This window comes from Lactimicrobium massiliense, from assembly GCF_900343155.1.
In the GTDB taxonomy this organism is placed as follows: domain Bacteria; phylum Bacillota_I; class Bacilli_A; order Erysipelotrichales; family Erysipelotrichaceae; genus Bulleidia; species Bulleidia massiliensis.
Genome location: NZ_OUNG01000003.1, coordinates 427,621 through 443,753, shown reverse-complemented (window position 1 = coordinate 443,753; position 16,133 = coordinate 427,621). Strand labels below are relative to the sequence as shown.

The 16,133-nt window shown below is 40.7% G+C and carries 11 protein-coding genes and 1 pseudogene; 9 read left to right on the top strand and 3 right to left on the bottom strand.

The window, feature by feature from the left end; all coding sequences use genetic code 11:
• Window positions 1-58: 58 nt before the first annotated feature.
• Window positions 59-1,186 carry an IS110 family RNA-guided transposase gene (locus DHU66_RS07850; RefSeq protein WP_108775301.1) on the bottom strand — a complete coding sequence of 376 codons (1,128 nt, stop codon included), beginning with the start codon at window positions 1,184-1,186 and terminating at the stop codon, window positions 59-61.
• Between the two features lie 482 nt (window positions 1,187-1,668).
• Here DHU66_RS07850 and DHU66_RS12670 point away from each other — a divergent pair, with 482 nt between their 5' ends.
• Window positions 1,669-2,055: an ATP-binding protein gene (locus tag DHU66_RS12670; RefSeq protein ID WP_108775299.1), complete on the top strand. Its 387-nt coding sequence runs from the start codon at window positions 1,669-1,671 to the stop codon at window positions 2,053-2,055.
• On the opposite strand, the gene istA is transcribed toward DHU66_RS12670, so the two are convergent.
• Window positions 2,056-3,264, bottom strand: coding sequence for an IS21 family transposase (istA, locus tag DHU66_RS07835; protein WP_108775298.1), 1,209 nt, complete (start codon window positions 3,262-3,264; stop codon window positions 2,056-2,058). It lies immediately after the preceding gene.
• A gap of 149 nt (window positions 3,265-3,413) precedes the next feature.
• On the opposite strand from istA, the gene DHU66_RS12045 reads away from it, so the two are divergent.
• The 5 genes and pseudogenes from DHU66_RS12045 to DHU66_RS07810 all read left to right on the top strand — a co-directional run bounded on the left by DHU66_RS12045 (window position 3,414) and on the right by DHU66_RS07810 (window position 9,313).
• Complete coding sequence (locus DHU66_RS12045) at window positions 3,414-3,689, top strand: hypothetical protein (RefSeq protein ID WP_135358334.1); 276 nt, start codon at window positions 3,414-3,416, stop codon at window positions 3,687-3,689.
• 99 nt (window positions 3,690-3,788) lie between these two features.
• Entirely contained in the window at window positions 3,789-5,420 is a 1,632-nt protein-coding gene (locus DHU66_RS12360; protein WP_209451776.1) for an IS1634 family transposase, read from the top strand.
• Window positions 5,421-5,588: 168 nt separating this feature from the next.
• Window positions 5,589-7,002: pseudogene (locus DHU66_RS07820) on the top strand (ISL3 family transposase).
• Between the two features lie 89 nt (window positions 7,003-7,091).
• Window positions 7,092-7,877, top strand: a complete 786-nt coding sequence (locus DHU66_RS07815) for a hypothetical protein (protein ID WP_108775295.1) — start codon at window positions 7,092-7,094, stop codon at window positions 7,875-7,877.
• Between the two features lie 173 nt (window positions 7,878-8,050).
• A complete protein-coding gene (locus DHU66_RS07810) occupies window positions 8,051-9,313 on the top strand; it encodes a DDE-type integrase/transposase/recombinase (protein WP_108775294.1) in 1,263 nt (420 codons plus the stop codon).
• A gap of 191 nt (window positions 9,314-9,504) precedes the next feature.
• Here the strand turns inward: DHU66_RS07810 and DHU66_RS07805 are convergent, their stop codons facing one another.
• Complete coding sequence (locus DHU66_RS07805) at window positions 9,505-11,268, bottom strand: IS1634 family transposase (RefSeq protein WP_108775293.1); 1,764 nt, start codon at window positions 11,266-11,268, stop codon at window positions 9,505-9,507.
• Between the two features lie 231 nt (window positions 11,269-11,499).
• Between DHU66_RS07805 and DHU66_RS07800 the strand changes: the two genes are divergently transcribed.
• The 3 genes from DHU66_RS07800 (at window position 11,500) to DHU66_RS07790 (ending at window position 16,125) form a co-directional block, all read left to right on the top strand.
• The gene (locus tag DHU66_RS07800) at window positions 11,500-12,150 is read left to right on the top strand and encodes a hypothetical protein (protein ID WP_245309452.1); all 651 of its coding nucleotides are present in this window, start codon (window positions 11,500-11,502) and stop codon (window positions 12,148-12,150) included.
• Window positions 12,151-12,302: 152 nt separating this feature from the next.
• On the top strand, window positions 12,303-14,222 hold the full coding sequence (locus DHU66_RS07795) for an ATP-dependent nuclease (protein ID WP_108775291.1): 1,920 nt from the start codon (window positions 12,303-12,305) through the stop codon (window positions 14,220-14,222).
• Between the two features lie 10 nt (window positions 14,223-14,232).
• Window positions 14,233-16,125, top strand: coding sequence for a UvrD-helicase domain-containing protein (locus DHU66_RS07790; protein ID WP_108775290.1), 1,893 nt, complete (start codon window positions 14,233-14,235; stop codon window positions 16,123-16,125).
• Window positions 16,126-16,133 lie beyond the last annotated feature (8 nt).

The following is a 16,133-nucleotide window of genomic DNA, read 5'->3' as shown; positions in this document are numbered from 1 at the left end:
TTCCTGATCTGAAGTGCTCAACGCAAGTCTTGACTGCCCGATAATCGATAAAATCATCTTACGCAAGAACAGTATGAATATTGCCTGTCATCATTCCCCATATAAAGCATGCCAGCTCACGTGCTATGGCTACTGTTGCTTTGTTATGGCTCTTTCGATTGTGAAGCACAAGACGCATGTATCTCTTCCGGAGGCGTTCATTTGCTCTGTCCGCATATGCAATGACTTCAGGAGCGCTGCCTTCCTGCCGCTTCTTCAGTGCTTCACTTTTGCGAGATGATGCCCGTGAGAAAGACTGTGCACATTCCACAAGGAGTTTTCTCAAAAAGGTGTTTCCCTGCTTGGTTATTCCCGTTTGGTTCTGATCTCCGCTGCTGCTGAGTTCTCCTGCAACCAGGCCCAGGAATGCCGCAAAGTTCTTTGCTTTAACGAATCTGGTGAAATCTCCGATTTCCACAATCACAGCCAGAGCGGTAAGTACTTTCACTGACTTAAAGCAGATAAGCTTATGAACTGCTTCCCGGTATTTATCCGTTTCAGCGATTTCTTCAATGCGCTTGTTCATCTGCTCAATGCGATCAGAAACTGTTTCATAGGACAGCAGGTAAGAATCCATTGTTTCCTTGTTAATTCCCTCCAGAGGAAGCTCCTTAAGCCATTTCAGGTGCTTCTTTGTCCAGTAATTTTTACCATCCGTATAAGTATATCCGTGCCTGGTGGTAAACGCACAGATCTGCTGTTTGATCACTCTGAGCTGCTTCTTGTGATCCTGCTGCATACGGATGAAATCACGTACGGATTCATCTTCTTCATCGGGAGTATAGACTTCGCTGTATTCATGATTCTTCAGTGATCTGGCAATCGCTTCGGCATCCCGCTTGTCAGTCTTCTTCCTGCGGCGTCTGTTGATTTCTGTTCCGGTAATAGAAGCAGGTGCCAGGATCTTTGTGGTAAGACCATTCTTCTCAAGATCACGTTTCAGCTTAAATCCAAGGCAGCCAGCTTCATATCCGACAATGATCTCTGTATCATTTCCAATCTTTTTCCTGATTCCCTTGCAGTAGTTTACGATGTTGGCAACAGCAGGGGAATAGGTATTCGTGTTCACTGGTGCTGCTGATCTTTCCAAATAAGTCGAGAGCGTGTAGTTTGTAGTGTGTGCATCAATTCCAACGTATGCTATCATGTAAAGGCCTTCCTTTCTTGGATGAGGCAACTTCCCCCATCTCTTTATTGACCCAATAACAAGTATGCGGGATGATCCTCGAACACACAAGTTAATGGAGGGCTTTTACATATTGTCTAAAAATTCCAAGCTGATCTGATCACTGAAATAAATGAAGTTATGTTTGTTGCAATACTTCTTAAATTGGTTGTAATGATGAGTATAGATGTTGATAGTTCCGTTGCTGAAATTACGCTGCCGCATGATCTCAAGTATTTGAAATATGCACTGTTCAATTGTCAATCTGTTCTCCATTTTGAGAACTCCTTTCTATGGGTACTCCCATAGAAGAAGTATGCCCGGTAAAGAAGGAAACGAAAATAATGTAAAGTAATTGCCGCAGTTATCCGCATCAGCACCGATGATTGCGGCATTTACTTTACATTATCAATTGCTTTGCATAATTTCCATAATGTAAAGCTTTACATTACGGTAAATCATACATTGCCAATGCATTGTGCATATGTGCGTTACGACAGTTCAAGACTGTTCGCTATAGTAAAACCAGCACGCTCATATACGAACTTGAAAAGGCGGATCTTGAGAAGACTCACCTGGAATACATATCCAAACTAGCAAAGCTGGATCTGGTTGTGCTGGACGACTTTGGACTCATGGACCTCGATCCAGATAAGTGCAGAAATCTCTTTGAATTGATAGACGCCAGAGAAGGAAGAAAATCCATGATTGTGATATCGCAGCTTCCAGTCTCCTCATGGTATGAGCTGTTCAAGGACAACACTTACGCAGATGCCTGTCTGGACCGATTGGTCAACAGAGCATTCAGACTACAATTTAATGGCAAGAATATGCGGAACCCGTCTCTTTAACTAGCGTTCCGCTAAAGCGGAACGGCGCACCGATGAAGCGGAACAGCCGTTCCGTTTTTCCGGATTGTGCAGATTATTCTCGTCACAGATTCGTATCTCTGTCATTGTCGCCTTCAGAATCACCGGCTTGTTATAGTAGGTATACAATACCGAATAGTAGTGGCCATCATATGGCAGATGATAGTTGGGAGGAACGGCATTAAAAGCTACATAGTCACAGAGCGTGAAGGATCCGTCGGAAAGAGTCTTCATGTTCGGCTTGTCGTAGAGTTCAAAGGTCTGCTTCCGTGTGTATTCCCATCCCTTGGGCTTTCTGTCATTGATGTCCGCTATTATTTGTCTGCAGGTTTGATTGGCAGCTTCAAAGCTGTAGTAAACATTCTTCTTGAGTTCTTCAATCAGCCACGTTTCTAGATATTGAACGTGTTTCTCAACCGTCGGCTTTCCTTTGGGCTTGTAGACAGGCGGAGGTAAAACAACTGTTCCATAGAAGTTCTCCAGATCCTGATACGTGCTGTTGATCATCAGCTGATCCTTGGTGTGCCTGGTGACTGCGGTTGAGGCGTTATCCGGGACCAGATATCGCGGTATTGCGCCATAGTATTCCAGCGCGTGTACAGTTCCTGCCACAAAGTTTGGCATCTTCTCATCCGGAAAAATCTCTGCGTAGACATAGTCACTGACGCCGACTGTTGTCACGAAAACATGTGCTTTCTGCAGGGTTCCATCTTCAGGGTTTTCAATAATCTCGGGTTCATTGCCAACCCAGTCGATATAGACGCGCTGACCAGGAACTCTTTCTACGACCATGGATACCTTTCTGAGACCGTAGTGCTTCTCGGCAAATCGTTTAAAATACTCAACGAATTGCGTGTACTGATAGCCGTCTGGATTCTCTTTCTTGTAAGCCGTCCAGAGATAAAAGAGGTTGGCTTTACTGCCTTTTGCAGTGAGTGCTTCGTAGATCTTCTCATAATCGGGAAGTGGAGTTTTCTTTCTCCTTATCTGATCGGGTGGGTAGAAGGCATCGACAACCTTCTGCTCATCCATCTTCTGAAGATCCTGAAAAGACAAGCCAATAGACTTGAAGCGCTTCATGATCAGCTGACATGTGCTTGAGCCGACCTGATAGCGGCGCTGGCATTCATCGTAGGAAGAGTGTGCCTCCCTCATACGGATGACGCCCATAATCGTTGTGTAGTTTTGCATGTAAATTCTCCTTTCCAAAAACTACGCAACCATAATAGGCAAAATAAAAACGGCATGCCGTTACTGCAAAAACCACATGCCGTCTATCCGATGAGATCATGCCGATGCTAGCGAAAAGGCCATGCCGTTAAGCCGAAATCTGCAATGTTGTGGATGAAATTGATAGTAAACGAATTCATTTGTTTTATTTCAATACAGGTGAAGCACAAAACCTTCCTGTTGCGTTCAAAAGTTGTGTCGATGACAGTGAACAAATATATATCAGAAAAGAAACAGATAAATCAGATGGATTTCTGATTCAGTGTGAAGAAAAGTTGACTCCACAGCTAGATGAGCCATTATTGGAATTCTGGATTAAAATGTACCATCCTTCAATCTTAACTTCCAGAAAAATTATCCCTCACATTGAGATTGGCAGAATCTGAGAGTGGATTTCCCCAGTATTTATCGGAGAAATCCACTCTTTTTTTATTCTTCGGTGGTATAATAAAAGTGGGATAATTATACCACCAGTTAGGAGCCCAATGTATCTCAATTCAAGAGTTAAAATTCCTTCTGATAAGGGTAAAATTTCTATCAAGTCTGTTCGCGGGTATCAGTATGTTTATTATCAGTACGATACGAATTACCGTCCGGAGAGAAAGTACAATATGCCCAGGCGCACAACGATTGGTAAGGTGTGCAAGGATGATCCTTCCATGATGAATCCCAATCCCAGCTACCTGAAGTTTTATCCAGATGCTCAGCTCCCTGAGTTCAATGACACAGGCCGCAGCAGCTGTCTTCGGGTTGGCACATGGATCGTGATTGATCATTTGATTCATCATTATCACCTGCAAGGATATCTCAAAGACATCATTGGTGATAAGTACGGTCTGTTCCTTGACCTGGCTGTTTACACAATTGTCACTGAGAATAACGCAGCTCAGTATTATCCGGATTATGCCTATGACCATCCGCTGTTTACCAGGGACATGAAGATCTACAGTGATTCGTCTGTCAGCACATTCCTGCATGATTTAACCAGGGATGAAAGCATCAGTTTTCTGAATGCATGGAATGAGCACAGAGACCACCGCAGTAAGATCTACATCTCATATGATTCAACGAACAAGAAATGTCAGGCAGGAGATATTGAGCTGGTTGAGGTTGGCCACAGTAAGACAGGACAGTCTGATACGATTTTCAACATGTCCATCGCATATGACAGGACGAACAGAGAACCGCTGTTTTATGAAGCTTATCCTGGCAGCATTACAGATGTCACTCAATTGACAGAAATGATTGAGAAGGCAAAAGCTTTTGGCTACAAACATGCAGGCTTCATTCTTGACAGAGGCTATTTCTCGGAAGCCAACATTCGGTTCATGGATGATAACGGATATGACTTTGTCATCATGGTTAAAGGCATGAAAAAGATGGTAAGCCAGATAGTACTTGCCAATAAGGGAAGCTTTGAGGAAGTATATTCCTGCATGATCCATGAGTATGGCATTCCCGGCACCACTATCGCAATGCCTGTATTCAGAGGCGACAGTAAAGACCGGTATGTCCATATCTACTTCAATGAATCCAAAGCGGCACAGGAGAAAGCACAGCTATTGCAAAAGATTGATGTGATGGAGAAGTGTCTGAAGAAACATCAGGGAGATCCCATTCATCCAGATGCCATCTTCAGCCACTATTTCGATCTCATTTACTATCATGAGGGGCAAGAGGATGAAGTCTTTCAGGCGGCAGCTGCCAGGAATGATGTCATTGAGCAGGAAATGAAGCTCTGCGGCTATTTCTGCATTATTACCTCAGAGAAGATGAATGCCAAAGAGGCCCTTCTTATGTATAAGAGCAGAGATGATTCTGAGAAGCTGTTCAGAGGAGATAAATCGTATCTTGGTGAACGAGCAGAAAGAGTTTATACAATCGAGCCATTTGAATCAAAAATCTTCATTGAATTTGTGGCACTGATCATCAGATCCGGTATTTATACATCACTGATCGAGCTGATGAAGGAAGAAGGAAAGAGGATGAATTACATGACAATTCCAGCAGCGGTGAAAGAGCTGGAAAAGATTGAAATGATCCGCTATGCGGATGGAGACTATCATCTGGACCATGCCATCACAAAAACGGCTCAATCCCAAAACCTGTTGATATGACGCCATGTGGGATGGAGATATAGTACGAATATAAAAATAGATCTCGTATAATTGTGTGTACCCAAACATACAAGATAGGAGATCCATATGAATGTTAACACACAGCCGCTTATTCAGGGAGAATTAATTGATACAAGATCAGACGATCTGCGCTCTGATGCACATGATCTGATTGACTCAATTTCTGATGTGCAACTCCAGAGTGGCATTTTAACATTCTCATCAGGTCTGCCATCCTTTACCCAGGTTGGTATGCCGGAAACGGCCGTTAAAGAGATCTCTGTGGGCACATCATCCAGACCTGCCAGGCGCAGTGTCACTGAATACTTCTTTAAGGGAAAGCTGAATCATCTGAACGGACAGCCGATCTACCTGCAGCTCCTGTGGCCAGGAAATGGTGTATAACGGTACAACTGAGGTTGACTTGAAACACATTCCTATGGGAGGTATCTATACTCATATTGTTGTATCCAAGCAGAGAGCACTCTGCCAGAATAAGAACTGTCCGGTCAGTACTTATACAGAACCACTAGATTTCAAGGCTCAGGGACATCTGATTACAGCTGCTCTTGAGAACTATACACGCGATCTGCTTCGCTTTGGACTGACAATGAAGGAAATATCCATCATTACCGGTTTAAGCAAGAATACAGTCAAGGAGATCGATAAGAAGCGCCTTCAGGAGCTGTATACCGTTAATGGTGAAGGCAAGGAACTGAAGAAGCCTGCAGAATGCCTGGAGTATCTTGGCATTGATGAATTTCTTCTTCATAAAGGCCATAAATACGCTACGTTGATCATGGACCTGAAAAGCGGACATGTGCTGTACCTTGCCTATGGCAAGAAGAAACAGACTGTATATGACTTTATTGACTGGGTCGGCATCGACTGGATGAAGAACGTGAAGGCTGTGGCCTGTGATATGAACAGTGACTTTGAAGAAGCCTTTAAAGATCGCTGTGAATGGCTGGATATTGTCTATGACCATTTCCATCTGGTCAAAAACTTCAATGACAAGGTGGTATCAGAAGTCCGTAAAGAGGAACAGAAGCGCCTGATAGAAGAAGGCAATACAGAAGCTGCCAAAGCTCTCAAAGGCTCTAAGTATGTTCTGATGACAAGTGCTGAAACAAGAAAGCAGAAAGAAAAAGATGCCAAAGCGGGCAAAACCATTGCCCGTGGAAGCGATCTGTTCAAGAAGCCGGAGGTGAAGCAGAAAGCAGGCATTGAAGAAGAATACAAGAAGCTATTGGATGAAAACAAGCTGTTCTTCACCATGGATCTGGTAAAGGAACAGCTTGATAAAGCATACAAAGCAAATAGCGAAAGAGGCATGAAGATTCATATTAACCGGATCATACGCACCTGCAAAGCAACAGAGAACAAGCATTTCATATGGTTTGCCAAGCTGCTGGAGGAACACATGAAAGGAATTATCTCTCATGCAAGAGTCCATATCTCATCCGGCAAAGTTGAAGGAACCAACCAGATGATAAAAACATTGAGACGCAAAGGATACGGCTATCCAGATGATGAATATTTCTTCCTGAAGATCATTGATGCCAGCAGGAAATTCTCATGACCTCTGGGTACATCTATCAACAGGAATTAGGACTGAACCATTCTTATTCACGGCTATATTAGTTTCGAAAAATAATCTGAGGTGTATTTATGTCAGAAATAATAACTGCTTTTAATGCCGGTTGGGTACATGGAAAAATAATTCCTATAGACAAGACATTTAATGAGATTATTGGGTTTTATCTATGGAATTTACCGGTGTCATCGACATCGTCAAGAAGCAAAGGTATCGAGGAATATCGATGGAAAAAGAATGTATGGAAGGATGGAAATCTGAAAAAATATCTATTTAATGTAGCAAAGCTTAAAGTTGATTTCACATACAAGAAAGTCACAAAATTAGAAGAAATGTCTAATGCTGCAACGGCGATTGGCTTAGATGGAAATTTTCAAAATAATCGATATGCTAATCGAATACTCATTTATAACGGCAACCATCGGAATGAAATGCTCAATATTTTTTATTATATTCGTTGTGCTTTTGCGCATGGTCGCTTTTGTGTGTATGCGGTTCATGATCATAAAGATTGTAACGAAAGCCGGATCTATGCATTAGAAGCTATAACTAGAAAACGTGAAACTAATCAATATATAGTAAGAGCGAGAATGATTTTATCTGAGGATACTCTTCTTACTTGGAAAAAAGTAATTATGGACGGGCCAAATAAATTATCTTTGCATTTGGAAGAGCTTTATAACGAAATCAATAATTCGATATTAAATGTACTAGAGAATAATGTTGAAGAATTAAAGAAAAATGATATTGCAGATAATTTACCGTATAGTAGTTCTTTAGTTAATACAGTTATCAATAATATGAGAGATAGCGGAATGATATTGTATGATAATCATAAGAAACGCTGGGTTGCAGTATGAAATTCTTGAAGTATAAATCATAAACTCATATTATGGCAAGAAATAGAGGAATTTAGGTATGAACGAAGACGATTGTCATAGTTAAATGAAAATGTCCCACTCGTGATCAAATGAAAATGTCCCATTGAAAATGCTCATGGTCGAGTGATAAAGCTTCATCTGGAGGTGTCCAGATGAAGAAAAATAAGAAAAGAGCATTGGAGCTCTTACAGCAACGAGAGTCAGACCCTAAAATCACCTGTCAATGGATTGGAGATGAGACAGGCTATAGCCGAAAGCAGATCGAACGATTTGCCATGGAATTAAAAGAAAAGGATATGCAATCTATCCTTGTCCATGGAAATACCGGCAAGAAACCGGTAACGACTGCCTCCGACCAAGAGATCAGTTACCTTGAACAGCTTAAGAAAACATATCCGACTATTACGATAGCACAGTTCCGTGATATCTATCAGGAAGATATTCTTCAGAATCCAGCCATGCAGGATGATGTCCAGAAGTATGGACTAAAGGATCGAAGTAAATCCTGGTTCCGCAATATGTTTGTAAAGGAGCACTGGAAATCACCAGCCGAAAAGCCGGTGAGAATGGATGGATCAAGAGTAACGCATCCGATCCGGAATCCAAGAGATCATCGTGGTGAGCTGGAACAGATTGATGGAACATCTTATGACTGGTTCAATGACGGAAGATCTTATGCGTTGCATTTAGCGGTTGATGATGCGGACAGCAGCGTGCTTGCTGGATGGTTCATACCATCCGAATGTACACGTGGTTATGCCCGAATGACTGATCTGATTCTGAATAAGTATGGGATCCCGGAAGCTTTCTATTCCGATAAGGATTCCGTATTCAGAAGTGTTAAGAGCGGCACGCCATCCCAGTATGCAAACATGATCCATAAGCTGGGAATCAAGATGATCTTCGCTAATACACCGCAGGCAAAAGGACGTATCGAACGTTATAACGGCACTGCTCAATTGAGACTCCCGAATGACATCATCAGATGGCATATACCGCATGATTATGACTATTTGAATCGATGGTTCAATGAGACCTACATCAGGTATCTGAATGCCAAGTTTTCCTTCCGTCCGAAGGATCCACATGAAGTATTCAGACCATTACCATCTGACTATAATCGTTCCAAGGTGTTCAGAGCGGTATATCCCAGACAGGTAAGAAACAACATGTTTTCTATGGGCAATGCTCTGTACAGTGCCTTTGATGAAAATGGCGTATTACTGGAATTCAATCAGAAGACGGCAGTAAACGTATATGTCGATGTCTTCACTGAAGAGATCTATCTGGAACGATATGGCAAGCATTACACATGCATGAAAGTAGGTCAACGTAAGAGAGATGACATTTATGAGGCCAATACTCAGAAGCAGCTAGCACAGATTCTAACCGAGATTCACGAGCAAAATAGATAGCTTGTGATAAATTAGTAATTCACTAACATGATGAGACATTTTCAAAAAATGTTAACAGTTTTTTTTATAAATGACAATATAAGCGCTAATATATTCCTGTCTTTAACAGTTCGATAAGGTCAAAAACACCCGAATAGCCTTTATTCATCGGCTTTTTGGGTGTTTTTCATATTGCAGCGAATGTGCGTAAACTATAACTTCTTCGTGTTTTTTATGATGGACCTCATATCTGATCTCGGAATGATCTGATAATCAGTGTGGAAACCGAATATCTCATGAAGACTGTCAGTTAGCTCTGTTCTCTTGTATGCCGGCTGATATCCGCCTTCTGTAGAGATCATTCGCATTTCCCTCAGTGTGTCGATGATTTCGCCTGATGTGTATCTGCCGCCCAGCTTGTGTTCCAGAATTCTGAATATCAGCAGTGCCATAAAGCATGTCAGAAAGTGTGCGCATATTCTGTCTTCTCTGGATAAATAAACCGGTCTTGCCCGGAAGTCCGTCTTCATGATACGGAAGGATTCTTCAATTTCCCATCTGCCTTCTGAAACTTCCAGAATGGCTTTCACATCCTCTTCAACCAGATTCGTGCATACCGCATAGAATCCGTCATACTGCTTTTCTTCTGCGATCCTGTCATCGTCCAGTTCATACAGTGTCTTATCGGCTGCTTCTCCGTCTTTTGTCACTGATGTTTTTTTGACGAACCGTGCCGGATCATTCGGGTTTTTGTGTGTACTTTTCTTCTTTCCGCTTTTGATCATAGCTTCAGCACGTTCAATCTGTTTTCCCCGGATTTTCTTCTGATACAGCGCATATTTGGGTGAGTATGTGACGATCATCAGCTGACCGGGGACTTTCTTCGTACCGTAGACATCTTCTTTGTAATACAGCTCCTTTGTGTGTTTCTCCGGCTCTTTTATGATTTCATTGATATCTACAGATTCTCCGTTAGAAAGCTTTTTCCAGTTCCTGTCATCCATGGCTGATTTTCTTTCGTCTTCCTTCAGCTTCTTCAGAGACTGTGTGACTATGAAGGCCCTGCCTTCAATGTCATTGAAAGCACGGTTGTTGTCAGAACCCAGACCACCGTCAGTACATACAACAAACTTTTCAAATCCGAAAGTCCTTATGATTTTCTGTTCCAGAGGTGTCATGGACGGCTGCTCATTCTGGTTTCCGGGAAATACATTGAAGGCAAGAGGAATACCGTTGCCGTCCATGAACAGGCCCATCTGCACAATCGGATTAGGTCTGTTTTCCTTACTCTTTCCGTATTTGCGCAGGTCGTCATCTTCCTCAATCTCAAAATAGTAGTTCGTGCAGTCGTAGTAAAGAATACGGTTATTCCTTGAACAGATCAGATTACTGTTTTTGTAAAGTTCTGCCTGAATGTAGTCACACTCTTTGGCAAGTACAGACAGAGCACGGTAAACATCGTAGTCACTATATTTGGGTGGTTCCAGAAGCTTCCGGCAATACTGATAGGAAGCTCTCTTACTGCATGGTTCAAGTATGCGCGCATATACAAGATCTGACAGAATGGCATCCAGTGAGAACTCGTATTTATAGCGCTGCTTAATGTTCCGGCAGATGTTGTTTAGCTTCATGCCGTAATAAATGTTCTGAAGGAACAGATACCCGCAGTTGAATGAGCGTTCTTCATTCAGAGGAATCTGAACACCTGTGTGAAGATACAGGGGAACGATCAGATCTTTCGACTTCTCCTGTTCGGTAAGTTCCTTTGCATGGTCTCTGGCCCATTGAATCACCTCGTCATGAGACATGTTTTTTTCTTTCATCAAAACATCAACACGTCCAAGTTTTTTATAAACAGAAGTAGTTCTCTTCTTACCGGGCTTACCGTCCGGTCCAGGCTTACTGCCGAGATAGGTATCCCTGGTGATGTAAAGAGATTCAACGCCTTTAGGGCTGCGGATGACATTCAGTCTCATGGGGAAATCCTCCTGGAACAATTATACAATATGTACGAGATGTACGATATACAGAAGCATATTATTTGACAAAAAATAATGCGGAAATCCCGCATCATCATTGGTTATTCTATTCATGGTTATGCCAGTGAACTGTCAAACTCCCGGTTGCATTTAGCGGTTGATGATGCGGACAGCAGCGTGCTTGCTGGATGGTTCATACCATCCGAATGTACACGTGGTTATGCCCGAATGACTGATCTGATTCTGAATAAGTATGGGATCCCGGAAGCTTTCTATTCCGATAAGGATTCCGTATTCAGAAGTGTTAAGAGCGGCACGCCATCCCAGTATGCAAACATGATCCATAAGCTGGGAATCAAGATGATCTTCGCTAATACACCGCAGGCAAAAGGACGTATCGAACGTTATAACGGCACTGCTCAATTGAGACTCCCGAATGACATCATCAGATGGCATATACCGCATGATTATGACTATTTGAATCGATGGTTCAATGAGACCTACATCAGGTATCTGAATGCCAAGTTTTCCTTCCGTCCGAAGGATCCACATGAAGTATTCAGACCATTACCATCTGACTATAATCGTTCCAAGGTGTTCAGAGCGGTATATCCCAGACAGGTAAGAAACAACATGTTTTCTATGGGCAATGCTCTGTACAGTGCCTTTGATGAAAATGGCGTATTACTGGAATTCAATCAGAAGACGGCAGTAAACGTATATGTCGATGTCTTCACTGAAGAGATCTATCTGGAACGATATGGCAAGCATTACACATGCATGAAAGTAGGTCAACGTAAGAGAGATGACATTTATGAGGCCAATACTCAGAAGCAGCTAGCACAGATTCTAACCGAGATTCACGAGCAAAATAGATAGCTTGTGATAAATTAGTAATTCACTAACATGATGAGACATTTTCAAAAAATGTTAACAGTTTTTTTTATAAATGACAATATAAGCGCTAATATATTGATATGACTATCATTGTAGGTAATTATCAATTTTAATTTATTACAGGAGTTACATAAATGATCATCTCAAAACTGGAACTTTATAATTACCGGAAGTTTAAATCAGAGAATGGAAGTCCAGGTCTTTCAATTACATTCCATCATGGCCTTAACGCTTTGATTGGAGAAAATGACGCTGGTAAGTCGGCCATTGTAGATGCAATCAAGACCGTGCTCTTAACACAAAGTAATGAATACATCCGAGTAACTGATGATGATTTTTATACAGATAGGAATTTTACTGCATCAGATCTGAGAATAGATATAACGTTATCAGATTTTACAGATAATGAAGCAAAGAACTTTGTTGAATACCTGGAATTTGAAAAGAAGGGTGAACCATCAAATATTGCTTATTTCCTTCATCTTCATTACCATGCATGGAAAGAAGGATCCAGGATCTATTATGAGTTAAAGGTAGGAAAAGCTGACGATGGTGTTGCTCTTGATGGCAAAGCCAGAGATTTATTAAAGACTGTTTATCTTAAACCTTTGCGTGATGCTGAACACGAAATGGCACACGGTCGGAATTCGAGAATTTCACAGATTTTGATCAATCATCCGGTGTTTAGCAATCCTGATCAGAATAAGCTTGTGGAGATACTAAGAAATGCGAATCGGGAGATAGAGCATTATTTTACTGAAGAAGATGGGCAAGCAATACTTATGTCCATTCGTAGTACTCTTAATGAAATAAATGAGCGGGATATACAAAGCAGTGCTGAAATACACACATCCGAGATAAAATTGAAGTCTATCCTCGAAAGCTTGTCACTTTCTGTTGCGGAAGTTAATCCGGGGTTAGGTGAGCTGAATCTTCTGTTTATTGCTGCAGAATTATTACTTTTGAATCAGGATAACCGCGGTGGCTTAAAACTTGCTCTTGTAGAGGAATTAGAAGCACATCTTCATCCACAGGCACAGTTAAGACTGATTCAATATTTACAGAATGAATATCAAAATAATGGTGCTCAGATCATCATTACAACGCACAGTCCAATCCTTGCAAGTAAGATTAATTTGAAAAATATTATTTTGATTAAGAATGGGAAAGGCTATGATCTAGCACCAGAATATACGAAGCTTGAAAAGGGTGACTATCTTTTCTTACAGCGCTTTCTTGATTCAACAAAAGCAAATATGTTCTTCGCAAAAGGTGTAATCATGGTTGAAGGCGATGCTGAGAATATTCTTCTTCCAATGATTGCTGAAATCATTGATTGCCCATTAGAGAAAAATGGCGTATCTATTGTCAATGTAGGAAGTACTGCTTTCTTTAGATATAGTCGTATTTTTCTGAGAAGCGACGGTGGTGATATGGGCATCCCTGTAGCAATAGTAACTGATTGCGATGTAAAGCCTGAAGATGAAAAAGGAAATTTTGTAGACAAAAATACTGATGACGCAGTTAAGAAGAAGCTTAATGATTATTCCGAAGGAGATGTTAAGGCATTCGTCAGCTCTAAAAGAACATTTGAATATTGCATAGCATTAAGCTCATTGTCAGAAGAATTCCATCGGGCAATTCATTATGGAAAGAAAATCCTCAATAGTAATAAGTATATTTTGACTGGTAAGAAAATAGCGAAGGTTGAAAATGAAATAGATAATGATAATCAAGAATGGTCTGGTCTTTCACATGAGCAAAGAGCATATGAGATGTTTCGATCAATACTTAGCAGTGATGGGAAAGGCAGCTTTCTTAAGGCTATTGTGGCTCAATGCTTCGCGGCTGAATTAAGATGGCAAATTACTAATCATCCTGATGATATGCTACATGAAGATATGTTTGATTATGATCTTTACCAGTGCAAAATTGATCCAGAAAAGAAGGAAAAAATGAAGAAGAGAATAATCAATGATCCATATCTGAAATACATAACAGAAGCTATACATTATGCATCTAACAACAATGATATAGAAACTGTCAAGGAGTAACGAAGAGTATATGAGCACAATTGTGGCATCAGACCTAGAAATTAAAGATACAGAAGAATTGTTATTGCCACATGGATGCAGTTTTCCTGATGATGCAAGAGATGTCATAAAGTGCTGGCATTCAGCAGAAGTTAGTGCCTGCCCTGGAAGCGGTAAGACAACAGTGCTGTTAGCAAAGTTAAAAATTCTTGCAGATCATATGCCGCTAGAAAACGGTGCAGGGATTTGTGTACTCTCTCATACAAATGTTGCTGTGAACGAAATTAAGAATAGGATGGCCAATTATGCTGACAAGCTGCTGAGCTATCCGAATTATGTGGGAACTATTCAGACGTTCATAGATAAATTCATAACAATACCATATTTACGTACATTAACCAGCGAACCGATAAAAGTAATTGATGATTTAACATATGCCCAGCATCTGCTCTATTTAATTGATACTGGTAAACAATATTGGCAGTTAAAAAGTTTGATTAACAGACAATATGATTCAGGGCATTATTCGGATAAACCATATTATGTACAAGGCTTATATCTTAATAAAGATGGTTCATTACATCATATCAGTCTTAAAAGCAGAGCGCTTGCAGGCTCAACCAGACCATCTTCTCAACAGTTTAAAAATGCAAAAGAAGAGATGCTGAGAAACGGCTTTGTAACTTATGACGATGCCTATAGATATTCAGAAAAAGCTGTTAATGAAAATAAATTATTAGTAAGACTGTTGAGTCGAAGATTTCGCTATGTTTTTGTCGATGAATATCAAGATTGCAAGGATGAACAAAGAAGAATATTAGACGCAATATTTGATAAGACAGTCAGCTCTGTGATGTATATTGGAGATCCAGATCAAGCCATTTATAATTCCGATAAAGATCAATCCTGTGACTGGTTGCCGGCTTCTAATGCCTTAGCGATTGCTTCTGCAAATCGTTATTCACAAGAGATCGCAGATATATTGACACTACTGCGTACTGACAGAGTGCCAATATTCTCTAATAGAGGACCAACTACTGTTAAACCAGCTGTTATTGTTTACAATGAATCAAATATATCAAATGTTCTGCTAGCTTTTATTGATCAGCTTGTAAAGCATGACCTGACTGATCCTGATGGAATCTATAAAGCCATCGGCTGGATAAAAAGTGAAACAGCAGCAGGAACAAAAATCTGTGATTATTGGGATGGATACAAAGCTGGTAGTAAAGGCACAAGTAATGATACATATTGGTCTCTCATTGATGATATCTGCGAAAGCCTACAAGCTGGTAAGTTGTATAAGGCTGAATCAACATTACGCAATTTGATATGCAGAATAATCAATTATCTAGGAATTAAGTCTAATAATGGTTATTCGTATACATCACCATCCATTCATGACAAGCTTCTTGCAGAGTACAGAAATGAATATGCCGATTTCCTACTGCAAATATCAAAATTGGAAGAATATAACAGAGAGTCTATGAATATTGCGATTAAAGGATTGCTCTCGAAACTAATAACAAGTAATGCAAATGCTGATAGTATTCTTACCAGTATGCCGGCTTATTTTATGGGTGAAGGCAGTGGCAGCGGCAATAAATCAATTCGATCAAACATTTATCATGATGCTTCAACCGGTATTAATGTTCAATTCAGCACTATACATAAAGTGAAGGGCGAAACTCATGATGCAACACTTTATCTAGAAACAGAATATAAAAATAAGTCAGACTTGGATCATGTTCTTCCACTTTTTCAAGGAAAGAAATTAGGTAGTGGAAAGATTGATCATTATTGCAGAAAATGTGTTTATGTTGGATTTAGCCGGCCACGTAAATTTCTTTGCGTTGCAATGAAAAAAGAAACATTTGAGAAGGCTGCTGGAGCCTTCAACGGTTGGGATATCATACAGATTTGAGATCGGTT

Coding starts and splice junctions, on each gene's coding strand:
- DHU66_RS12360 (WP_209451776.1), top strand. CDS start 3,789: ATGTATCTCAATTCAAGAGTTAAAATTCCTTCTGATAAGGGTAAAATT.
- DHU66_RS07850 (WP_108775301.1), bottom strand. CDS start 1,186: ATGATAGCATACGTTGGAATTGATGCACACACTACAAACTACACGCTC.
- DHU66_RS07810 (WP_108775294.1), top strand. CDS start 8,051: ATGAAGAAAAATAAGAAAAGAGCATTGGAGCTCTTACAGCAACGAGAG.
- DHU66_RS07795 (WP_108775291.1), top strand. CDS start 12,303: ATGATCATCTCAAAACTGGAACTTTATAATTACCGGAAGTTTAAATCA.
- DHU66_RS07815 (WP_108775295.1), top strand. CDS start 7,092: ATGTCAGAAATAATAACTGCTTTTAATGCCGGTTGGGTACATGGAAAA.
- DHU66_RS07800 (WP_245309452.1), top strand. CDS start 11,500: ATGACTGATCTGATTCTGAATAAGTATGGGATCCCGGAAGCTTTCTAT.
- DHU66_RS07805 (WP_108775293.1), bottom strand. CDS start 11,268: ATGAGACTGAATGTCATCCGCAGCCCTAAAGGCGTTGAATCTCTTTAC.
- istA (WP_108775298.1), bottom strand. CDS start 3,264: ATGCAAAACTACACAACGATTATGGGCGTCATCCGTATGAGGGAGGCA.
- DHU66_RS07790 (WP_108775290.1), top strand. CDS start 14,233: ATGAGCACAATTGTGGCATCAGACCTAGAAATTAAAGATACAGAAGAA.